This window comes from Actinomycetota bacterium, assembly GCA_013152275.1.
GTDB lineage: Bacteria > Actinomycetota > Acidimicrobiia > Spongiisociales > UBA4744 > BMS3Bbin01.
In genome coordinates this window covers 54,511-77,211 of record JAADGS010000073.1, presented here as the reverse complement: position 1 = coordinate 77,211, position 22,701 = coordinate 54,511, and the positions used below count along the sequence as shown (strand labels likewise).

The 22,701-nt window shown below is 64.3% G+C and carries 20 protein-coding genes; 4 read left to right on the top strand and 16 right to left on the bottom strand.

What is annotated here, in order from left to right:
* Positions 1-15: 15 nt before the first annotated feature.
* The 3 genes from GXP34_12045 to GXP34_12035 all read right to left on the bottom strand — a co-directional run bounded on the left by GXP34_12045 (position 16) and on the right by GXP34_12035 (position 2,947).
* Entirely contained in the window at positions 16-1,047 is a 1,032-nt protein-coding gene (locus tag GXP34_12045; GenBank protein NOY56704.1) for a PDZ domain-containing protein, read from the bottom strand.
* A gap of 110 nt (positions 1,048-1,157) precedes the next feature.
* Entirely contained in the window at positions 1,158-1,682 is a 525-nt protein-coding gene (locus GXP34_12040; protein ID NOY56703.1) for a class E sortase, read from the bottom strand.
* A 71-nt stretch (positions 1,683-1,753) separates the two neighbouring features.
* Positions 1,754-2,947, bottom strand: coding sequence for an ABC transporter substrate-binding protein (locus GXP34_12035; protein ID NOY56702.1), 1,194 nt, complete (start codon positions 2,945-2,947; stop codon positions 1,754-1,756).
* Positions 2,948-2,980: 33 nt separating this feature from the next.
* On the opposite strand from GXP34_12035, the gene GXP34_12030 reads away from it, so the two are divergent.
* On the top strand, positions 2,981-3,553 hold the full coding sequence (locus GXP34_12030) for a biotin transporter BioY (protein NOY56701.1): 573 nt from the start codon (positions 2,981-2,983) through the stop codon (positions 3,551-3,553).
* 87 nt (positions 3,554-3,640) lie between these two features.
* Here GXP34_12030 and GXP34_12025 read toward each other — a convergent pair whose 3' ends face one another.
* From GXP34_12025 to GXP34_11965, 13 genes are all read right to left on the bottom strand, one after another.
* Positions 3,641-5,062: an ABC transporter substrate-binding protein gene (locus GXP34_12025; GenBank protein NOY56700.1), complete on the bottom strand. Its 1,422-nt coding sequence runs from the start codon at positions 5,060-5,062 to the stop codon at positions 3,641-3,643.
* Positions 5,063-5,099: 37 nt separating this feature from the next.
* Positions 5,100-6,212, bottom strand: coding sequence for a branched-chain amino acid ABC transporter permease (locus GXP34_12020; protein ID NOY56699.1), 1,113 nt, complete (start codon positions 6,210-6,212; stop codon positions 5,100-5,102).
* On the bottom strand, positions 6,209-7,105 hold the full coding sequence (locus GXP34_12015; protein ID NOY56698.1) for a branched-chain amino acid ABC transporter permease: 897 nt from the start codon (positions 7,103-7,105) through the stop codon (positions 6,209-6,211). The genes GXP34_12020 and GXP34_12015 overlap by 4 nt, the downstream gene beginning before the upstream one ends.
* Entirely contained in the window at positions 7,102-8,883 is a 1,782-nt protein-coding gene (locus GXP34_12010; GenBank protein ID NOY56697.1) for a long-chain fatty acid--CoA ligase, read from the bottom strand. Before GXP34_12010 ends, GXP34_12015 begins: the two co-directional genes overlap by 4 nt.
* Positions 8,884-8,900: 17 nt before the next feature.
* The gene (locus tag GXP34_12005; protein NOY56696.1) at positions 8,901-9,722 is read right to left on the bottom strand and encodes an ABC transporter ATP-binding protein; all 822 of its coding nucleotides are present in this window, start codon (positions 9,720-9,722) and stop codon (positions 8,901-8,903) included.
* Positions 9,719-10,507 carry an ABC transporter ATP-binding protein gene (locus GXP34_12000; GenBank protein ID NOY56695.1) on the bottom strand — a complete coding sequence of 263 codons (789 nt, stop codon included), beginning with the start codon at positions 10,505-10,507 and terminating at the stop codon, positions 9,719-9,721. Before GXP34_12000 ends, GXP34_12005 begins: the two co-directional genes overlap by 4 nt.
* A 214-nt stretch (positions 10,508-10,721) precedes the next feature.
* The gene (locus GXP34_11995) at positions 10,722-11,489 is read right to left on the bottom strand and encodes a hypothetical protein (GenBank protein NOY56694.1); all 768 of its coding nucleotides are present in this window, start codon (positions 11,487-11,489) and stop codon (positions 10,722-10,724) included.
* A gap of 314 nt (positions 11,490-11,803) precedes the next feature.
* A complete protein-coding gene (locus GXP34_11990) occupies positions 11,804-12,403 on the bottom strand; it encodes a TetR/AcrR family transcriptional regulator (protein ID NOY56693.1) in 600 nt (199 codons plus the stop codon).
* Positions 12,404-12,407: 4 nt separating this feature from the next.
* Positions 12,408-13,553 (bottom strand): acyl-CoA dehydrogenase, encoded by a 1,146-nt coding sequence (locus GXP34_11985; protein NOY56692.1) that lies wholly within the window; start codon positions 13,551-13,553, stop codon positions 12,408-12,410.
* Between the two features lie 25 nt (positions 13,554-13,578).
* On the bottom strand, positions 13,579-15,372 hold the full coding sequence (locus tag GXP34_11980; protein NOY56691.1) for a DUF1446 domain-containing protein: 1,794 nt from the start codon (positions 15,370-15,372) through the stop codon (positions 13,579-13,581).
* 2 nt (positions 15,373-15,374) lie between these two features.
* Positions 15,375-17,315: an ATP-grasp domain-containing protein gene (locus tag GXP34_11975; protein ID NOY56690.1), complete on the bottom strand. Its 1,941-nt coding sequence runs from the start codon at positions 17,313-17,315 to the stop codon at positions 15,375-15,377.
* On the bottom strand, positions 17,315-18,913 hold the full coding sequence (locus GXP34_11970) for an acyl-CoA carboxylase subunit beta (protein ID NOY56689.1): 1,599 nt from the start codon (positions 18,911-18,913) through the stop codon (positions 17,315-17,317). The genes GXP34_11975 and GXP34_11970 overlap by 1 nt, the downstream gene beginning before the upstream one ends.
* 123 nt (positions 18,914-19,036) lie before the next feature.
* Positions 19,037-19,819 (bottom strand): enoyl-CoA hydratase, encoded by a 783-nt coding sequence (locus GXP34_11965; protein NOY56688.1) that lies wholly within the window; start codon positions 19,817-19,819, stop codon positions 19,037-19,039.
* A 143-nt stretch (positions 19,820-19,962) separates the two neighbouring features.
* Between GXP34_11965 and GXP34_11960 the strand changes: the two genes are divergently transcribed.
* The 3 genes from GXP34_11960 to GXP34_11950 all read left to right on the top strand — a co-directional run bounded on the left by GXP34_11960 (position 19,963) and on the right by GXP34_11950 (position 22,695).
* The gene (locus GXP34_11960) at positions 19,963-20,574 is read left to right on the top strand and encodes a phosphoribosylglycinamide formyltransferase (GenBank protein NOY56687.1); all 612 of its coding nucleotides are present in this window, start codon (positions 19,963-19,965) and stop codon (positions 20,572-20,574) included.
* Entirely contained in the window at positions 20,571-22,091 is a 1,521-nt protein-coding gene (gene purH, locus GXP34_11955) for a bifunctional phosphoribosylaminoimidazolecarboxamide formyltransferase/IMP cyclohydrolase (GenBank protein ID NOY56686.1), read from the top strand. Before GXP34_11960 ends, purH begins: the two co-directional genes overlap by 4 nt.
* A 112-nt stretch (positions 22,092-22,203) precedes the next feature.
* Entirely contained in the window at positions 22,204-22,695 is a 492-nt protein-coding gene (locus GXP34_11950) for a hypothetical protein (protein ID NOY56685.1), read from the top strand.
* Positions 22,696-22,701 lie beyond the last annotated feature (6 nt).

Below are 22,701 nucleotides of genomic sequence, written 5' to 3'. Positions count from 1 at the left end.
CTCCGGATCTGAGCTTTAGGCGTTCGGGAGGCCCGACAAGAACGCAAGCGCATCGTCGATGTTCTGCACCGGGACGATTTTCACGCCCTTCACAGGTGCAGTCAGCGCCTCTTCATAGTTGGCCTTCGGAACGAGGATGTACTCTGCCCCGGCAGCCTCTGCACCCTCGACTTTCTGACGGATCCCGCCGATCGGTCCGACGGTCCCGTCTGACGCGATGGTCCCTGTTCCGGCGATCCTGTGCCCTTTCGTGATGTCGTCGGGGGTCAGCACGTCCAAGACCGCCAGCGTGTACATCATGCCCGCAGAAGGCCCACCGATGTTGGTCGAATCGATATCGACCTCGATCGGGAAGTCGTACGTCAGGTTGTGGGTGACGGCCCCGAACCCGACCATCGGCCGGCCTTTCTCCTGCGTGTGCTCCACCAGCGTGATCGGCACATCGATCGTCTGGCCGCCGCGTTCGACGGTGAGCGTGATCGTGTCGCCGATCGCGTATGAAGTGATCAGCGCCACGGCGTCTCTGGCGAGCTCGACCGGTTTGCCGTTGATCGCCGTGATCACATCACCGATTTCGAGGGCGCCGTCGGCAGGAGTCCCCTTCAGGATCGTCGCCACCTCGACACCATCCCCCTTGTAGGTGACGTCGTAGCCGAGACGGTCGAGTGCCACGAGGATTGCCGTGTTCTTGGACTCGAGCATGTCATGCTGCGCGACCCGCTGGTACTCCTCCGGTGACTGGCCGACCGGGCGAACCACGTCACGGTCGAGCACATCGACCGTCGGATCCGCCCACGCGGCGAGCAGCTCATATGCGTTGATATCCTGCTGGGATACCGTGAGCATGTACAGGTTGCCTCGCACCGGATAGGTCGGGGCGCCTTCGACCGTGATGAGGCTGACGACCTCGGGCACCGGTCCCGGCGACCATGCGACATAGGGCAACGTCACGCTCCAGGCGACCACCGCCAGCATGAGCAAACCTGTCAGTACACCGACGGCAACGTACGGCCACCGCGGCGCTCTCTGTTGCGGGTAGTCGATCATGGGAGGCGAATAGTACTGCCGGCCGGCAGATCAGCAGCCGTTGAAGCGCTCTCGGCAGAACGACACCGTCTCGACTGCGAAACACAAACTACGAAGTACGCAGCACCGTCTCAGGGAAACTGCACGACCGGCGTATCGACCAGTTCGGCTCGTACGACGATACGTTGACGAGCAGACCGTTTGGGATGGCAGGCGAATATCGTGAGCATCGGCGTGTCGGTCGGGTCGACGATCCACATGTCCGCAGGCGTGACGATCAGCGTCTCGACGACCCGGTAGGTGGCGATGCGCCCTCCGATCCCCGTGACGTAGATCTCATCTCCGGGCTCGAGCTTGTCCAGATCGAGGAACGGCGCCGAGTGAATCGTTCGATGGCCGGCAAGCACCATGTTGCCGGCGCCGCCAGGATCCGCGGTCCCCGACCAGTGGGCCACACCGCGATCGATGACCGACAGATCGACACCGTCTCGGATCACCTCGTCGAGGTCGATCGCCGGAATCTCGAGACGTCCGGTAACGATCCCGAGTTGCTGAGTCACGGCATCGACGCGAGCTCTCGCGGGCACCTCGGTGATCGCAGGGCTGAAGCTGGGCGTTGCCAACGCCAGTACCAAAGCGAGGATGACAGCCTGCATATCGACCTATCGGCAAAAGCCTGCGAGAACTGGAGCCGAAGCCGGAGGACCGGATAGAAGAACGTCCTGATCTACCGGTCGAGAGAACGAAGGCCAAAGATCGCATCGGGGCCGGGAACCGATACCGTGACAGGCACCTTCGGAACGATCCCGCCGCTGTCGAAGCCGGCCGGCCCCCACCCGTACCCAAAGTCGACATCGCCAACGCGGCCCCGGGCCGCCAGCACACCCGACCTGGTCAATGTGCCGTCGTCGACGGCCTGTTCGAGCAACACGTGGAACGTCGCGGCCTGCGTGTACCCGAAGAACGTCCAGGCATTCACGTCCTCGATCTCGCCGGTCACCGTGCGGAACAGCTTCATCCCGGGAACGTCAGCTTCGTAGGCGGGTGGTGCGCCTGCGATCCAGAGATCCTCCGGAACCTTCCCGAGCGCATCGAGGACCGTCGGGTCATACGACAGGCCCGTCGCGTAGATCGCCGGTGTGCTCCCGAGCAGATTGCCGGTCGCGATGATGCGCACGAGGTCGGCGCTCGTAACACACGCCACAAGCGCCTTCGCGCCGTCGAGGTCTTTGATGACACCCTCGAAGTCGGTCGTACCGGGGGCGTAACGAGACATGATCTGCGGCTGCGTGCCCACGCCTGCGAGGCAGTCGTCGCCATAGAGATCGACTGGTGCAACGAACCCCACGTCGGACGGGTCACCGGCAGCGTCGACCGCAAGATCCCAGAGGACAGAGACCTGATCCCGATACGTGGGCACCGCCAGGTCGTACATCGCATTGTGGTGCTTCGCCCACAAGACCGCCTGCGATCCGACCATGATCGGCATGGTCGAGTCCGCGTCCAAGAGCGCCCGCGTGATCGGACTGCCGAGCATGGCGGAAATCCCAAGGATCGAGTCTTCACGTGCCGCGAGTTCGCTGACGGCGGACACCGGGTCGTACGCGGTGTCGACCTCATCGAGCGTGACGATGAATCGTCCGGCGACACCGCCCAGGTCGTCGTTCACATACCGCCAATACGCCCGGTGCCCTTCGAGGATCGACTCCCCGATTCCGGCAAGAGAACCGCTCAACGGCAAGAAGGCGGCAAGACGAACCGTGTCATCGCCGACTCCCACACCGGTCAGGAAGGTGGGCGCCGTGGTCGTTGTCGTGGTCGGCGGCGGGAGAAGAGACGAAGTCGCGGTCGTGGTGACTTGGGTCGGCGTACACGCGGCAGCGATGATCGCCACCAACGCCGGCAGTGCTCGCAACCGCATTGTTCGTAACCTCCGCTCCGCGCACAGGGTCGGATGAGCCGTCACCAACCCTGGAGCCGGACCTTGTCGACCCTCGTATCTTCCCGCATCCTGCCACGTAGTCGAGTGCTGACGGTGGCACTCGTCGTCGCCTTCGCCGCGCTCACCGCCGTTCTCGCACAGGTGCGGATACCTTTGTTCTTCACGCCGGTGCCGATTACCGGCCAGACCTTCGCCGTGCTGCTCGCCGGACTGGCCCTCGGTACCCGGGCAGGAGCGGCGAGTCAGGCACTCTACGTCGCTGCAGGAGCCGTCGGACTGCCGGTCTTCCAAGGTGGACAGGGCGGCTGGTCGTACGTCACAGGTCCCACGCTCGGGTATCTGGTCGGATTCATCGCCGCTGCAGCGATCGTGGGCAGGCTACGGACGAGGCAACCCGGGCTCCTTTTCGGCATTCCGGCCGCGCTTGCCGGAACCGCCATCATCTACATCTTCGGTGTCGCCTGGCTGGCGTACGCTCTCGGAATCGGCCTCGGCCATGCCTTGGCGTTGGGCCTCTTCCCCTTCCTCATCGGCGATGCCCTCAAGGCGTTGCTCGCCGGGTTGGTGCCCGTCCCCCGACTCTGACACAGGGGCTACCCGCGGCCGGCGGGGAGAGCAGCAGACGACAGAGGGGCGGCCCCGTCGGGCCGCCCCTCGATCGTGCGTTCTGCCCTACGGCTTTGCGCAGGGTTCGGTGAAGTCGTATTTGGCTGCGGTCGGACCTACGAAGAAGTCCTTGACCACGCTGACACCGTCCACCGCCGTCGTGTCGATACCCGAGATCAACGATTCACGGGGGAACACGTCATTTGGCGAGCCCGCGAACGAGCGGGCCGGCATCATGCCGTCGTAGTCGACGTCGGTGAGGCTCTGCGCCGCTGCGTAGATCCCCGCCTTGGTCAGATCGCCGGCCGCATACGCGGCTTCGAATGCCGCCTTGAGCGCATACTGGGATGCCCATCCTGCCACGAAGAAGAAGTTGCCCGGCACATCACCAAGTGCCGTACGCATCTTCTCGTGACCGGGCGAGTCGTACCCCCACGGCCCGAAGGGCCCTGACTGGAAGTAGATCCCGGATTCGAACGCGGGAGCCGCAGCCGTCTTGAGCAAGCCCGGGTTCCATGTCGGAGATGCACCGATGAAGATCGGCACCTTCTCGCCGAGATTCTGAGCTGCACCGGCGACGACCGCAGCCAGTTCGTTCGGTCCGGAGACGACGAACACGACATCGACCGGATCGCTGACGATCTTGGCGACTGCTTCTGCCTGGGTCGGATCACCGCCCGCAGATGCCGGGATGATCACTTGCTCCCACGCCACGTTCAGGCCATCCGCCGCTGCAGCCTTGGCCACTCCCGCTGCATAGTCGTCACCGTAATCGCCCGGGAACTTGACGATGCCCACACTGGCGACCGCCGAACGGCCGGCGGCAGGTACCGCCTGGGTAGCCCAGTCCACGGCATTCATGGCCTCGAAGCAGTAGTTGGTGCCGAACTCGAGAACCAGTCCATAGTCGGTACTGTCGAAGTCCCAACCCGACCACCACGTCATCGGCGCAGCGATCGTGTTGTCGGCCTTCATCGAATCGAGCGTGGCGATGCCCTGCGGTGTACCGAGGAGCATGGCGAGCGCGGCGATCGAATCGGCCATCTGGGTGTATTGCTGGACCGTGACGTCCGGCTTGTACTGGCCGTCCTTCACGAGATTGTCGGGAATGGCAACGTCATAGGCACCGCTGATTCCACCGGTGGCGTTCACCGTTGCCCAGAAAGCCTTCTGGCCACCGACGAGTGCCGGTGCGGTCGCCGCGAACGGACCCGTTTCATCATCGATGATGCCCAGGTAGATGCAGCCACGATCGGGATTGCCGCCTTCACACGGCTCCGCGGTCACGCCCACGTCGAACTTCACTTCCGGCTCGGGTGCCGCCGTCGTTCCCGGTGCCGCCGTCGTTCCCGGTGCCGCCGTCGTGACCGGTGCTGCCGTGGTAACCGGTGCTGCCGTGGTCGTTGTAGCAGTCTCGCCCTGCGAACACGCAACGGCGATGAGTGCAAACACTGCGATCACGATCACCGGCTTCGTCCATCGTCTCATCAGTCTTCCTCCCTTGTCTTGTCTCGTCCTAGGCCCCTCAATATGAGAACGGCCACGCTTTCCAGTAGTTGCGGACCCTGATCCATACGCCGAACAAACCGAGCGGCTCAAAGATCAGGAAGAACACGATCAACCCTCCAAAGAGTATCCGTTCCAGCTGCGCCGGGCTGAGCACACCTCCTGCGCCGTCTCCGATGAACGGAAGCCAGCCCGATGCAGAGTTGATGATCTGGGGCAGCAGCGTGACGAACGCAGCACCCATGATCGAGCCTGCGATCGAGGATGCTCCCCCGATGACCACCATCGCGATGAACAGGATAGACAGGAGCAAGTTGAAACTGGCGGGCTCGACGAAGCCTGTCACCGTAAAGTACAGCGATCCGGCGACTCCCGCATAGAAAGAGGACACCGCGAACGCCAGCACCTTGTACTTGGTCAGGTCCACTCCCATGACTTCCGCGGCGATGTCGCGATCCCGAATGGCGGAGAACGCCCTGCCGACCCTGGACCGGGCCAGGTTCTTCGCAGCGAAGGCCATCACGACGAACAAGATGAACGTGAAGAAGTAGATCTGCTGTTCCCGCGAGAGCAGGATCCCGCCGATTTGTCCCGGTTTGTCGAACCGCCACCCGAGCAGCTGCAGTACCGCCGGTTTGCGGCCGATTCCGGTGCCTCCGGTCAGCGAGTCCCAGTTCCTGAAGATGTGCTCGCCGAGAAAGACCAGTCCCAGGGTGACGAGTGCGAGGTAGAGGCCTTTGAGACGCAACGCCACCGGGGCCACCAGCACGCCTGCCGCGGCTGCGACGAGACCCGCCGCCGGCAGCCAGATGAGCATGTCGAGACCGAGCCCGATCACGCTCGCGCTCGGATCGCCGGAGAGCGCGGCACCCACATACGCTCCGATACCGAGGAAGAAGGCGTGACCAAGCGAGATCTGTCCCGCGTAGCCGGTCACGAGGTTGAGCCCGATGGCTCCGATCGCCGCCACGAAGGTGGTTGCCAGAAGGATCAGCCACGTCCGGGAGAGACCGAGGAACGGAAGAACGATGACCGCTCCCAGGCCGACGGCAAACGCAACCTTCTGTGTGGAGGTCGACAGGATCGCCCCATCGGATCGATAGGAGCTGTGGAGGTTCGGTCGTCCTCTCACACCCGTTCCACCTCCTCGGTACCGAACAGCCCGTACGGTTTGATCAGCAGCACGATGAGCATCACGAGATACGGGACCACCTGGCTGAAGTTGCTACCCAGCCACGGCAGGTACTGGGCCTGGTAGGTGGCACTGTATCCCTCGGCCAGCCCGATGATGAGCGCCCCGACGATGGCCCCGTGAACCGAGTCGAGGCCCCCGACGACGATCGCGGGGAGTGCCTTCAGCGCGACGATCCAGTTGCTCTGGCTCAGCCCGGCAGCGCCCGAGGCGGCGAACATGCCGGCAATCGCGGCGAGTGCGCCTCCGAGTATCCAGGCCAGTGCGAAGATCTGATGCACATTGATTCCCTGCGCAAGAGCCACCTCTTGGTCTGCGGCCGTCGCGCGCATGGCCAAACCGACCCTGGAGTACTTGAAGAATGCGAGTAGTGCCACGGCGACGACCACCGCAGCGACGAACATGGCGATCACCCGTGTCTCGATCACCACGTTACCCATCCGTATGCTGTTGAAACCCCACGGGTCGCCGACACCGCGCAGGTTCACTCCGATGAGATCGTCGACGACGACGCGGATGGCGATATCGAGGCCGATAGTCAGAATCGCGAGCGAGAACAGCGGTTTGCCGACGAGGGGCCGCAGTGTGACTCGCTCGATCACGGCTCCGAGCAACGCGGTGAGGAAAATGCCGATCGCGAGTGCGAGCCAGAAGTTGATTCCCACCGTGACCGCGAAATAGGACACGAAGTAGGCACCAAAGATCATCAGGGCAGGGTGGGCGAAGCTGAGCACCTGGGTGGACTTGAAGATGATGACGAACCCGAGTGCGAGGAGGGCATAGATCGAGGCAAGGGAGAGACCTGCCACGGTTGCTTGCAGGAACTGAGTCATGTGTACATCTCCTCGATCAGGTCCTCGAACAGCCCCTCGACCACCTTGCGTTTGACCTTCAGTGTCGCGGTCAGCTCACCCTGATCGTGGTCGAGTTCCTTGGGCATGAGACGGAACTTCTTGATCTGCTCGACCCTGGCGAAGTCGCGATTCACACGGTCGACTTCCTTTCGGATCAGCTCGATGACCTCGGGCTTCTCCGACAGATCTCGATACGTCGTGAACGTGATGCCCTTGCGCTGCGCCCAGTTCGCCACCGTGTCGAACTCGATGCCGATGAGGGCGCTGATGAACTTGCGCTTGTCCCCGATCACCATCGCCTCCTTCACATACGGCGAGACCTTGAGCTTGTTCTCTATCTCCGACGGAGAGATGTTCTTGCCGCCGGCGGTGATGATGATGTCTTTCTTGCGGTCGATGATCCGCATGTGGTCTCCGACCCACTCCCCGACGTCCCCCGTGTGGAGCCACCCATCCTCCAACGCAGCTTCGGTTGCTTCGGGATTCTTGAAATAGCCCTGGAAGATGCCGGGATGACGGATGAGGATCTCGCCGTCGTCACCCAGTTTGAGATCGATCTCATCGAGCGGCTTCCCGATCGTGCCGAGCTTTACATCGTTCGCGGGGTTGACGGTGCCCAATGCCGTCGTCTCGGTCATCCCCCACCCCTCGAAGATCGGTACTCCGAGTGCCATGAAGAATTGCAGCAACTCCGGCGCGATCGGCGCAGCTCCACTGATCGCCTGCCGGCACTTGCCCATCCCCAACTTCTTGCGGAGAGCTCGAAACACGAACAACCATCCGAGACCCTGTGTCAACGTTCCGACGACTCCCCTGGAGCCTTTCCTCATGACACGATCGACATTGCGATATCCGGCTTTTATGAACACGCCATACAGGGTCCGCTTGAGGAAACTCGCGTCCGCCATCCGGATCTCGGCGGCTGCCTTCATCTTCTCCCAGATACGCGGCGGTGCCGGAAAGTAGGTCGGTTGAACCTCCGCCAGGTCGTTCACGAGGGTGTCGATGGACTCGGCGAAGTTGACCGTCGCCCGCATCGCGATCGCTCCGAGGAGGTCATAGAGCCGCCCGAAGACATGGCACAGTGGCAGATAGGAGAGGAACTCCGCATCCTTGACGGGCCGGGTTCCCGAGATGATCCGTTCCGCACGTCTGGCTGTCCAGAGCAGATTGTCGTGCGACAGCATCGCCCCCTTGGGCGGACCCGTTGTGCCCGATGTGTACACGATCGTTGCCGTGGAGTGCGAGTCGATACCGTCGACGAGTTCGTCGAAGAGCGCCGGTGTCTCTTCGCGCTGCTTACGCCCCAGCGTCAGGAAGTCCTCCCACGACAGAAGGATCGGATCGCGATACGTACTCACGCCTCTCGGTTCGACATACACGATCCGTTCGAGGTTCGGCAGCCTCTCCCTCACTTCGAGGGCCTTGTCCACCTGTTCCTGGTCCTCGGCGATCAGCACCTTGGCTTCCGAATGGCCCAGGAGATACTCGACCTCGGTAGGAGGGTTCGTCGGATACAGCCCGACCGACACCGCCTGGATACCCTGCGCGGCAAGGTCGGTGACGACCCACGCGATACGGTTCTCGGAGTGAATCGCAACCTTGTCACCGGAACGCACCCCGAGCGCCCACAGCGCCATGCCGACCGTCGAGACGAGATCCCAGTAGCCGGCATAGGTCGTCTCCTGCCAGATCCCGAGTTCTTTTTCTCGCAGAGCCACCTTGTCCGGTATGGCGCCGGCAACCTCACGCAGCATCTCGGGGATACTGGCCGTCACGTGCCACCTCCGGTCGAACGCTCTTCGGCCGACTTCAGATCGCCCCGCTCGAATTCCTCACCGAGGTACGCCCTGATCACCTCGGGATCACGCTGCACCTCGGCCGGTGTTCCCTCGGCGATCTTCCTCCCAAAGTCGAGCACCATGATGCGGTCTGCAATATCCATCACCAGACCCATGTCGTGCTCGACGAGGATCATCGCGATCCCCAACTCCTCCTGGATGTCGAGGATGAAGCGAGCCATGTCTTCGGTCTCCTCGAGGTTCATCCCCGCAGCCGGCTCGTCGAGAAGCAGCAACGCCGGGTCCATGGCAAGCGCGCGTCCGAGCTCCACCCGCTTCTGCACACCGTAGGGAAGCACTCCGACGAGGCTCCTGCGGTACGCTTCGATCTCGAGGAAGTCGATGATCTCCTCGGCGCGCTCACGATGCAGATCCTCCTGGCGTTGCGCCCTGCCGATCCACGCCATTGCAGACAGAGTTCCGTATCGAACGTGAAGATGTCTTCCGAGCAGGATGTTCTCCAGCACCGTGAGGTTTTCGAAGAGTTCGATGTTCTGGAACGTGCGGGCGATGCCGAGGCCCGCGATGCGGTACGGTCGCTTGCCGATCAGTTCCGTGCCTCGCAGCCGTATGGACCCCTGCTGTGGCCGGTACACGCCGTTGAGACAGTTGAAGATGGAGGTCTTTCCGGCTCCGTTCGGACCGATGATGGCGAACAGCTCACCGTCACCGACAGAGAACCCGATATCGTCCAGCGCTCTGATTCCGGCAAAACTGAGCTGCAGGCCTGTGACTTCGAGGAGCCGGCCGGTCATGACAGCCACCGCTTCCTCCGCTTGTAATGCTTGACGTCTCGAAACGACTTGTGCTCTCCTCCCGAGCCGCGAAGACCCAGGTAGAACTCCTGGACATCCTCGTCCTGCATCAGTTCGGACGCGGGCTTGTCCATCACGATCTTCCCCGTCTCCATGATGTAGCCGTGGTCCGCGATCGACAACGCCATCGCCGCGTTCTGCTCCACGAGCAGGATCCCCGTTCCTTGGCGGTTGATCTCGACAATGAGGTCTCGGACCTGCTGAACGAGGAGCGGAGCCAGACCGAGGCTCGGTTCGTCGAGCAGAAGGTACTTCGGGTCGGACATCAGAGCCCTTCCCATCGCCAGCATCTGCTGCTCTCCACCGGAGAGATACCCCGCGACGAGTTTGCGGCGCTCCTTCAGCAGGGGAAACAGGCCGAAGACGCGATCCAGGCGCTCTTCGAGGTTGCCGTGCGACGTGTGCCCTCCGACACGTAAGTTCTCTTCCACCGTGAACTCGGCGAAGATCCGGCGTCCCTCCATCACCTGGGTCACACCTTTGCGCACGATACTCGGAGCCTCCGCTCGATGGATGGGCTCACCATCGACCGTGATCCTGCCCTTCGTGATCTTGCCGTCGCAGACATCGAGCAGCCCGGACATGGCTCTCAGAACGGTCGTCTTGCCGGCACCGTTCGCTCCCAGAAGGGCAACGATCTGGCTTTCGCCGACTTCGAACGAGATGCCGCGCACGACCAGAATGACGTCGTGGTAGACCACCTCCAAGTTGGCGACCTCAAGCAAACCCTATTCCCTCCCACCGAGGATGCGGCGACGATAGCAAGCGCCCCGGAACCATGTCGGGGAAACTTCCCTATCTTCCTCCCCGTCATCGGCTCGCAGCACACGATCGGGAGGCTGCACGGCGTCGTCACCCTTGCCAGATGTTCCGGCGGGCTGCCGGGCTCGCTTCGTCGGCCACACCCGGTACCGGACTCGGCACAGGGTGCCGCTACTGCTACCGGCCCGTCCAGGTGGGGCCGCGACGCTCCAGGAACGCAGCCACCCCCTCGGCGGCATCGTCCGTGAACGACACGGCGGTGAGCCCGATGTGCAGATTGTCGAGCGCGGTGTCGGGATCCATCGACGCCGTCGCGTAGAACGCCCGTTTTCCAAGTGCGAGCGCGCCGGAAGGCATCTCCTTGAGCTTCGCGACGGTGGCATCGACCACCACATCGAGTCGCTCTCGGGGCACACCGAGGGTCGCGATCCCGAGTTCTACGGCCTCTTCCCCCGAGATGAGTTGTCCCGTCATCATCATGTGCAAGAGACGTTTGCGCGGCATGAGCGGGAACAGCACCGCAGAGATCATCATGGGCCATAATCCGAGGCTTATCTCGGGTGTTCCCAGCTTCGCGTCGTCGACAACGATCGTGATGTCGCACGCTGCTGCAACACCGAAACCGCCGCCGATCGCCGCACCGTTCACACGGCCCACGATGGGCTTGGGAAGGGTCATCATCGCCCGCAACAGGTCGGCGAACTCGCCACGGGAGGCATGCGCCGCGACCGGCGAGTCCACAAAACCACCGGCGAGGTCGCCACCCGCGGAGAAGACTCTCTCTCCGGCGCCGGTGATCACGAGCACCCGCACGTCGGCATCGTCCCCTGCCCGGCAGATGGTTTCCTTCAACTCCCGGACCGCCTCATTCGACAACGGGTTCCGTCGCTCAGGGTCATCGATCGTGATCGTCGCAACACCGTCGGACACCTCGTAACCGATCACACAGACCCTCCTTCTCGCGGCTTCGCGAAACACTAACCAATCCGGACATTCCAGAGGGTCGCCCAAGGAAGCACACCGATCACGGTGCGCCTCTGCCGTGGATGCTCCTCGTTCTCGTCACCACGGTCACCCTTGGAGCCGCACGTGGTGGCAAGCTTCGCAACCTCACCGAGATCCGGGGAACACCATGGTGGATGCCGCCCTCGCCGCGAATCGTGGCGCTCGCTCGCCGACTTTGCGCAACGAACCGACAGCAGCGCCGACACGATCGGCCGCGTCGTGTCGGGAACCGGCGACGACCGCACTCCGGTCGCTCAGGAAGAGTCCACACCGGAGCGGGCACGCAGGCCGTGCACGACGATGCGGGCCACGGATCGGGCGACGGTGCCCGCATCGAGGTCGGCGCGGTGCCGCAGCAGCCAGCGCCGGAGGGGATAGAACGCGGTGAGGAACATGAGGAGGTGAGCGACGAGTTCCGGGTCGTTCCCGGCCAGATGCCCCGATGCGATCCCGTCCTCGACCATGGCGGCAAGCCGACCTGCCTGCTCCCGCTCGGAGACGGCGAGCCGCTCCCGATCCGCCGGGTCGAGAGCACCCGCCTCCCTGTACATGAGCTGTACTTCGGCGGCGTGCTCGGTCGTCGCCGCGATGAGTGCGGCGAGCGTCGCCTCCAGGTCCTCACCGGAGGCCGAGGAGGGGACCGCAGCTTCGAGGCCTGTGAGGAGGTGGCGGTAGACGAGCCACAGAACATCGCCTTTCGACTCGATGTATTCGTAGAGACCGCCCATGGAGAGGTTGGAGGCCGCTGCGATCTCGCGGACCGAAGTGGCGTGGAATCCCTTGTCCAGGAAGAGTTTCAACGCGCCGCGAGCGATCTCGTCTTCTCGCCGTGCTCTGAGGTCGTTCGGTGGCATCAGGTCACCCGGCAAAGCCGTCGATGCGGGAGAGGATGTCGAGCATCACCTCGTCCGCTCCCCCGCCGATACCGCCGAGACGGGAGTCCCGCAGAAAACGGGTGGTCCAGGTCTCTTCCATGTACCCGGTCCCACCGTGGAACTGGAGGCACCAGTCGGCGACCTCCCTGATCAGCCTGCCCGACTTGTACTTGGCGATGGTGGCGAATCGTGTCGTGTCCTCGCCCCGGGCGAAGGCCTCGGCACAGGCGTAGTTGTAGTACTTGAGCAGGTCCACCTCGGCGGCCAACTCTGCAAGCTTGTATGTCAGGTAGCGATTGCGACTCAGCGGCTTTCCGAACACGTGTCGCTGCTTGAGGTACGCGGAGGTGCGGGCGAGGGCGCGCTCCATGGAGCCGACCGACGAGTACGCAGCCCACATCCGCTCCTCGACGAACTGTGCCATCTGCTGCTGGAATCCCATCCCTTCGATGCCAAGCGTGTGGTCGACGGGGACCCTCGCGTCGGTGAAGGTGATCGGTGCCGTATCAGAAGCGTGCATCCCGAGCTTGTCCAGTTTGCGCGAAACCTCGACGCCCTCGATGGCGGTGGGAACGATGATCTGACTCATCCCCTGGTACCCGGATTCATCAGAGGTGCGGGCGAGAAGGCAGAGCCAGTCCGCCTGAAGCGAATTGGTGATGAACATCTTGGATCCGTTGATCACCCACTCGTCACCGAAACGTTCCGCCCTGGTGCGGATGGCGGCCACATCGGAACCTGCGTCCGGCTCGGTGACCGCGATTGCCGCCACCATCTCGCCGCGTAGGGCCGGGGCCAGGTACCGCTGCTTCAATGCGGGAGATCCGTAACGGTGCAGGGACGGTGTCGCCATCGCGACCTGCACCCCGAGCGCCATCCCGATGCTGCCGTGGTCCGCTCGACCGAACTCTTCGGAGAGAACGACGGTGAAGAAATGGTCTGCGCCTTGACCGCCGAACTCCGGGTCGTACTCGAGGCCGAGGAATCCGAGGTCGCCCATCACCGAGAAGACGTCGTGGAGGGGCATCATCCCCTCCGCCTCCCAGCCCTCGACGTTGGGATTGATCTCCTGCTCGACGAACTCCCGGACGACCCGTCGGAAGTGGTGATGATCTTCGGTGAATGGCATGGGGTCTCCTGACATCGGTCCTTGGTCACCGACCGGGCTCTCGGTCGGTCTGGTTTCGATCTTGCGGCGCCGTCAGGGCCGCGGGCACCTCGATCCACTTGGCTCGGAGGTACTCGCCGAGACCCTTCGCCTGTGCGTCGAAGCGCAGGGAGGAGCCGACGCCTTCGTCGAGGATGCCGTGAACGACGAAGTTGAGGGCTCGCAGGCGGGGCAGTTCGTACCTGTCGATCTCGTATTCGACGAGGTCGGGGAGCAGATCGACGAGACGGTCGATGGTGAGGAATGCTGCGAGCCAGGGGTAACCGTCATCGGTTCGAGTGAACACTCCCAGGTTGGCGCTGCCACCCTTGTCGCCCGACCGTGTCCCGACGACTCGTCCCAGGGGGACCCGTACCAGGGACCCCGACGGCGGAGAGGGCAGCCGGGGTGCTTCCACGGTCACGGTGAACCGCTCGCCGGGATCGGTTTCGGGTACGGTGAAGGATCTCTCACCGAGATGAACAACGTCGGTGACCGCATCTCGATCGATCAGGGTCGGCCAGTAGATGGCGTAGGGAGAGGCCTTCCGGGGCGGCCACACGCCGAACAGACCGGGGATCGAGCCGAGCGCGATGTGCACCACCGTGTCCGCCCATGAGCGGCCCACCTTCTCCTCGTCCGGGTCGCGCACCGCGATCTCCAGGTAGGAGACGGCGGCGGCGTTCGACGACGGATCTTGTTCGCCCCGGCCGATGAGCGTGGTGCGCACCTCCTCATAGTCCTCAGGATCCCATGGGCATGCCCGCCAGAACTGGCGGCAGAAGAGGTCTGCCTTGGCTTCGGCGTCGAGGCCTGTCAGGCCGATCATCATCGTGTTGCGGAAACCGCCCGCGTAGGCGGCAGCCACCTTGAGGGTCCGCGGCGGCGGCTGCCCCTTGATCCCGGAGAGTCTGACGCGGTTCGGAGCGATCTCCTCGATCTCGATAGAGTCGAAACGCGCGGTGACGTCTGCGTTGTCGTACTCGGGACTCCCGATCTCGTAGAGAAGCTGCGAGGTCACCGTCGGGATCGACACCTCGCCGCCGGCACCCTCATGGATACCGACCACGCTCGACCCGTCAGCCGCGATCTCCACCCAGGGGAAGCCGGGATAGTCGAGGTCGGGTACCTCGTCGAAGAACGAGAAGTTGCCGCCGGTCGCCTGCATCGAGCACTCGATCACGTGGCCGGCCACGACCGCTCCCGCCAGTGCATCCCAATCGTCCCTCGCCCATTCGTGCCACCAGGCCGCGGGGCCGACGGCGAGCGAGGCGTCGGTGACCCTGCCGGTCACCACGATGTCTGCGCCGTGGCGGAGTGCCGAGGCGATCCCCCAGCCTCCGAGATAGGCATTGGCGGTGAGGATCCTGTCCGTTTTGTCGTCGAGCGGTTCTCCGGTGTCGAGGTTGATGAACGATGCCCCTGCGGCGGCAAGATCCCCGAGGCGGCCGGAGAGGTCGTCGCCGGTGATCGCAGCCACCGTGGGAGCGAGCCCGAGACGGTTGCCGACCTCTCGGACGGCTTCTGCACAGCCGAGAGGGTCGAGGCCGCCGGCGTTCACCACGACCTTCACCTCGCGATCGAGCACGGTGCCCATGATCTGCTCCATCTGGGCGACGAAGGTACGTCCGTAGCCTCCATCGGGCCGCCGCATTCGCGTCCGGGCCATGATCAGCATGGTCAGCTCCGCCAGCCAGTCGCCGGAGAGGACGTCGACGTCGCCTCCCTGCAACATTTCCAGCGCGGCGGAAGGGCGATCGCCGAACATGCCGGAGATGTTTGCGATGCGGATGGGCCGCATGCTCACTCCTTCTCCTCGAGACGGACCAGGAGCGTCCCCGCGTCGACCTGATCGCCGGGAGCGACCAGTACCTCGACCACGACCGCAGGACCGCGAGCACGGATGCGGTGCTCCATTTTCATGGCTTCGATCATCACCAGGTCGCTGTGTTCGTCGACCTCGTCGCCCACCGACACCAGGACCGCCGTGACCGTTCCCGGGATCGGGGACATCGGTCCCCCGGCGACGAACGTCGGGTCGTGCGCCTCGAAGCGAGGTTGTTCGACGAAGAGTGACTGGCCTCGGGGCGAGTTGACCCAGAGGTTCTCCCCTTCGAGGTGAACCACGCATGGCGTGGACACACCGTCGATCTCGACGACGGTGACGCCGCCGTCGCGAATCGTGGCCTCGAGATCTTGTGCACCGTCGATCGCCATGACGAGGCGGTCCTCCTGCACGACGTACTCGACACGACGTCCGTCGATGATGATGAAGGGTCGCTCTGCCGCGACATTGCGCCAGTGGGCCGGGGCGAGACCCCAGTGCCGGTCACCGTCGCGGTTGCTCAGGATGCGGGCCCAGAGGGCAGCGGCAAGATGGATCGTGCGGGTGGCGTCATCGGGCCCGGCATCGAGCAGACCGGGGTGGTTCTCGATGAAGTCGGTGGTCGTGGATCCTTCGAGGAAGGCGGAATGACGCAGCGTGGCGACGAGGAAATCGCGGTTGGTCACGGGACCGTGCAGGTGCATGGCCTCCAACTCCGAGGCGAGAACCGCAGCGGCGTCGGATCGTGTGGCACGGTGTGAGATCACCTTGGCGATCATCGGGTCGTAGTACGGAGAGATCACCGTGCCGGAGCGCAGTGACTCCTCGTACCGGGCGAGGCCCGGCCCACGCCGGTACCGGACCATGCGACCCGCTCCCGGTGCCCACCCGGTGGCGGGATCCTCTGCGTAGAGGCGGGCCTCGATGGCGTGTCCCCGGTGACGCACCTGGTCCTGGGTGGCAGGGAGAGGTTCGCCGCGGGCCACGCGCAGCTGCCATTCCACCAGGTCGAGTCCGGTGATCTCCTCGGTGACGGGATGCTCCACCTGAAGCCTCGTGTTCATCTCGATGAACGCGAAGCCGCCTCCGCCGACGACGAACTCGACGGTTCCCGCGTTCTCGTAGTCGAGGGATTCGGCCAAGGACACGGCGGCGGAGAGGAGGGAGTCGCGCAGCGCGCCATCCAGCCCGGGGGCCGGCGCCTCCTCGATGATCTTCTGGTGGCGCCGCTGGATCGAGCACTCCCGCTCGAAGAGATGGATGACGTGACCGTGACGGTCACCGAAGACTTGTACCTCCACGTGTCGCGCCGGGCTGACAAGCCGCTCCAGGTAGAGGGTGCCGTCACCGAAGTTCCTCAGCGCCTCACCGCCGGCGGCGGCGATCGCTGCTTCGAGTTCCTCGACACACTCGACGCGTCGCATGCCCTTGCCTCCGCCCCCCGCCGCCGCCTTCACAAGGGCCGGGAAGCCGATCTCGGTGTTCACCCGAGTGAGATCGAAGGCATCGTCGAGGCGAATCGAAGGCAGCACGGGGACGCCTGCGTCTGCGGCGCACCTGGTGGCCTCGAGCTTGTCGCCCATGGCAGAGATCGATCGTGGAGATGGGCCCACCCAGATGAGCCCGGCATCGAGCACAGAGGAAGCGAACGCGGCGCTCTCGGCGAGGAATCCGAACCCGGGGTGGATGGCGTCTGCGCCGAGACGGCGCGCCGCGTCGATGAGAGCGGGACCGTCGAGGTAGGTGTCCGCTGCGGTCGCGCCGGGCAGATGGACTGCGGCGTCGAGGTGGGCCGGCGCCGGCGAGTCCCGATCCGGATCGGAGTAGACGCCGACCGGGATGATCCCCAGCCGTCGTGCGGTGCGGGCGATGCGGGCGACGATCTCGCCCCGATTGGCGATGAGGAGGGTGCGCATCATCACATCCGGAACACTCCCCAGCCCCCCTTGACCCCCTCGATGACCTGATTGTGGGCCGCGGAGATGGCGATCCCGAGCACCGTCCTGGATGCACGCGGGTCGACGATGCCGTCGTCCCAGATCCTGCCGGTTGCGTACAGAGCCTGCGACTCATGGTCCATCTTCATCTCGAGGAACTGCTTGCGCTGCTCCAGGTTCTCCTCGTCGACCTCCTCGCCCCTGGAGGCAGCCGAAGATCGGGCAACGATGTCGAGAACGCCTGCGAGCTGCTTTCCTCCCATCACGCCGATCCGGTGCGACGGCCACGTGAACACGAACCGTGGATCGTACGCCCTTCCCGCCATGGCGTAGTTCCCCGCCCCGTACGAGGCGCCGATCATCAGGGTGAAGTGGGGTACGGTGCTGTTGGAGACGGCGTTGATGAGCTGCGAGCCGTGCTTGATGATGCCGCCCTGTTCGTAGGTGGTTCCGACCATGAACCCGGTGATGTTCTGTAGGAACACGATCGGCGTGTCGATCTGGTTGCACAGCTGGATGAATTGGGTTCCCTTCTGGGATTCCTGGGAGAAGAGGATTCCGTTGTTGGCGAGAACGCCGATCGGGTATCCCCAGATCGATCCCCAGCCGGCGACGAGCTGCGTTCCGTAGAGCGGCTTGAACTCCTCGAGACGGCTCCCGTCGAGGATGCGCGCGAGGATCTCGCGCATGTCGAACGGGACGCGAAGGTCATCGGGAACGATGCCCAGGAGTTCGTCGGTGTCGTAGACGGGAGGGTCCGGCGGCAGGGACGGACCGGGTCCGAGCTTCCGCCAGTTGAGGTGCGCCATGATGCCGCGTCCGATACGGAGGGCGTCCATCTCGTCGACCGCCAGGTAATCGGAGAGCCCCGAGATGCGCGAATGCATCTCTGCCCCGCCGAGGGCCTCGGGGTCGGCATCTTCGTCGATTGCCATCTTGACCAGCGGCGGACCGCCAAGGTAGACCTCCGCCTGGTTCTTCACCATCACCACGTAGTCGCTCATCCCCGGCTGGTAGGCGCCTCCCGCGGTGGAGGATCCGAAGACGAGCGAGATGACGGGGATGCCGGCTGCGGACAGCCGCGTGTAGTTCTTGAACGTGGCGCCGCCGGGGACGAAGACCTCTGCCTGCTGGTCGAGTGCCGCCCCGCCGGATTCGACCATCTGGAGATACGGCAACCGGTTGCGCAACGCTATCTCTTGGGCCCGGAGAGCCTTGCGGACACCGGTGGCGGTCGCCGTCCCTCCCTTCACGGTCAGATCGGAACCGGTGATGAGGGTCTCGACACCGGAGACGATCCCGATCCCCGCCACGCTGGATGCGCCGAGAGGGTCGTTGCCGCCCCACCCGGCGAGCGGCATCAGCTCGAGGAAAGGAGTGTCGGGGTCGATGATCCGGTCGATCCGCTCACGCACCAGCAGCTTGCCTCTGGCGCGGTGCCGTTCGATGTATCGCTCTCCACCGATGGTGAGGACCTTGCGGTGCTCGGCGGCGACCATCTCGGTGGCTTCGAGCATCGCGGCGCGGTAGGCCGAGAACTCCGCCGACCGGGGGTCGATCGTGGACCGGATCATCTCCATTGGAACCATCGTACCTAACCGAGCGGGCGCTCGCTCGGTACCGTTCGGAGGTGACGAGGCTCAAACCTCTCCGATGTGTCCGGACGCGGCACGAGGCACCGTCGTCACGTCGCGCTGTGCGCTTCAGCGGCCTCGGAAGCGCGGCTCGCGTTTGGCGATGAAGGCAGCGGCGCCCTCTTCGAGATCTTCGGAACCCAGCAGGATCGCCTGGGCGTGCTCCTCGAACGCGAGCGTCTGCTCGAACGTCATCGACGATGACCGGTCGAGCGCTCGCTTGATGAACGCCTGCGCCAGCGGCGCACCCTTCGCCAGCTCGGCTGCAAGCTCATCGACCGTCTCATCGAGATGCTCGACCGCCACGACGGAGGCCACGAGTCCGAGGTCGAGCGCCTCACGCGCGTGGACGATGCGCCCGGTGAGCGCCAGTTCTCGAGCTCGTGCAAGACCCACGAGGCGTGGCAGCAGCCATGTTCCACCGAAATCCAACGTCAGGCCACGCTTGACGAAGATCTCCGAGAACCGCGCCCGTTCCGTGGCTATGGCGATGTCGCACCCGATCGCCATGTTCATGCCCGCCCCCACGGCGACACCGTCGACCGCCGCGATCGTCGGTTTGGTGATCCGGTGGAGGGCGGTCACCGCCCTGCTGATGACGCGCATGCGCGCGGCGTTGTCTGCGGCACTCGGCGTTGTGTCCAACGTCGGCTTGTTCATGTCGGCACCCGCACAGAAATCTCCGTGCGCCCCCTTCAGGATCAGTACGCGCCGATCGGAGGCCTCGAACGCCTCGAACGCTTCCGTGAGCAGGCTCCACGCAGTCGCAGGGACGGCGTTCTTGCGTCCCGGGTTGGACATCGTGAGCGTCCTGACGGCGTCTGTATCTGTGAGGGTGAGGAATCCGGCCATGGATCGCAGGGTAATCGACCCTGAGACCGGGTCGCCGGATCGGCCCCGTCCCGTCGATTCCTCTTCGGTGTCCCCCTTTCCTTCGCCGCGCATCGATGAAGCAGGCGCCCTTCGCTCACGCCAGGTCACCGTGCCGGAGCACTATGCTGCCGTCCGTGCCGTCCGTGCCCATCGCCGTGCTGATCTCAGGCAGCGGATCGAACCTGCAAAGACTCCTCGAAAACCAGCACACCAGCACATACCGCGTTGCGGTCGTGATCGCAGATCGAGAGGCGACAGGGCTCCGATGGGCCGAGGAGCACGGCGTCCCGACGGTGCTGCTCCCGTGGAACGACTTCCCGAACCGGCGGTCGTTCACGACTGCGGTGTGCGACGTCATCGACGAGCACGGCTGTGAGTGGGTGATCCTCGCCGGGTTCATGCGAGTCCTTGCGCCGATTGCGATCAGCCGTTTCCCGAACCGCATCGTCAACATCCACCCTTCGCTGCTCCCGGCGTTTCCTGGCGCACATGCGGTGGAAACGGCACTTGCGGCCGGAGTCGAAACGACCGGTGTGACCGTCCATTTCGTCGTCGAGGACGTCGACGCGGGCCCGATCATCGCCCAGCGCACCGTTCCGGTGCTGCCTGGAGACGATGTGGCCCGTCTCCACGCGAGGATCCAGATCCAGGAGCACGATCTCTATCCGGCGGTCGTCGACGCACTGGCCGCCGGACGTATCACTGTCAGCAACAACGAGGTGACCTGGTCATGACCGAACGTATTCCCATCCGCAGAGCTCTGATCTCGGTCTCGGACAAGACGGGTCTCGACCGGCTTGGCTCTGCTCTCGTCGAGGCGGGGGTGCAGGTCGTCGCCTCCGGGGGCACCCGTAGAGCGCTGACCGAACTCGGGGTCCCCGCCATGGCGGTCTCTGAGCTGACCGGATCGCCGGAGATGCTCGATGGACGTGTCAAGACGCTGCATCCGAAGATCCATGGGGCGCTGCTCGCAGACACGAACAACCCCGACCACCTGCACGACCTGGAAACCGCAGACATCGTGCCGATCGACCTGCTCGTGGCCAACCTGTATCCGTTCGCCGAAACCGTCGCATCGGGCAAGGGCGAGCACGAGATCATCGAGAACATCGACATCGGGGGACCTGCGATGATCCGCGCCGCGGCAAAGAACCATGGCCGTGTGGCGGTGGTTACAGACCCGTCCGACTACGAGTTCATCATCGAATCCGTGGCCCGAGGGGGCACCACGAGTGCCGAGCGACGCCGTCTGGCCACGGAGGCCTTCGCCCACACCGGCAGGTACGACGCACTCATTCACGCCTGGTTGAACGGAGAGGGCATGGGCGAGCACCTGCTCCTCGCCCTCGACCGGGTGAAGCCGCTCCGGTACGGTGAGAATCCCCACCAACGAGCCGCACTGTACCGACAGGCAGGAGCAGGGGGCTGGGTCTTCGACGCGCACCAACTCCAAGGCAAGGATCTGTCGTTCAACAACTACGCCGACGCCGAGTCGACGTGGCGCCTGGTCAACCGGATCGACCATCCAGGATGTGTGGTCGTCAAACATCTGAACCCGTGTGGCGTCGCGCAACGCTCCTCCGCCTACGAGGCGTTTGTCGCTGCCAGAGATTGCGACCCGCTCTCGGCGTTCGGCGGTGTCGTAGCGGTCAACGAGGCCCTCGACGGCGACACGGCATCGGAGATGGCCAAGATGTTCCTCGAAGTCGTCATCTGCCCGGCCATCACCGACGAGGCGGCGGCAATCCTGACCAAGAAGAAGAACCTGCGCGTCCTGATCGCCCGTCCTCCCGAACAACCGGTGCTCGACGTGAGAATGATCGGTGGTGGAGCGCTCGTCCAGGACGCGGACCGCCAGGAGATCGGTGAGTGGACGACCGTCTCGGTGACCCGGCCCACTCCCGAGCAGATCGGCCAGCTCCGACTTGCCTGGACGGTCGGAGCACACTGCAAATCGAACAGCATCGTGATCGTGCAAGACGATGCAGCCGTCGGCATCGGTGTCGGCGATCAGAGCCGCGTCGGGGCCGCCAAGCGGGCGGTCGATCAGGCCGGCGATCGGCTTTCGGGTGCCGTCGCCGCCAGCGAGGCCCTCATCCCGTTTCGAGATGGCCTCGACACACTGGCGGATGCAGGAGTCGTCGCAATCGTGGAGACGGGCGGCTCGGTGAACGACCAGGAAGTGATCGATGCGGCCAACGAGCGGGGCATCGTGCTGATGTTCACCGGGCGGAGGCACTTCCGACACTAGGGCCTGCAACATCCACCCGTTCTCGTGACGCTTCACGGGAATAGTCCTGACCAACCGTCACGAGAACGGGAAAAGGGTCGGCGTGCGGGCGTCTCGTGGGTACGATGCGCAAGTGTCCGACCCAATTCTCCAATCCGTCGCCGCCCATCTCGATGAACTCTGCACGGACTACGAGATAATCGACTGCGACCCCGATCTCGCCGACACGGCCGCCTTCTGCGCCCACTACGACTACCCACCCGAGAAGGCCGCCAACACCATCGTTGTCGCATCTCGCAAGCCGGCGGGAGTACACGCCGCCTGTGTCGTTCTCGCCACGACGCGCCTCGATGTCAACCACAAGGTCCGAGACTTGCTCGGCGTGAAGAAGCTCAGCTTCGCTCCCGCCGAGACAACGAAAGAGCTGACGGGAATGCTGATCGGAGGTGTGACACCGTTCGCGCTGCCCGAGACGATGCCCCTCTTCGTCGACGCCCGAATCATGGATCTCGACTGGGCCATCTTTGGCGCGGGGAGCCGCTCGGCGAAGATCAAGACCTCACCCGAGGTGTTCGCCCGGTTGCCCCACGTACAGATCGTGGAGGGTCTCGCCCTCGAGCCGTGACACGAC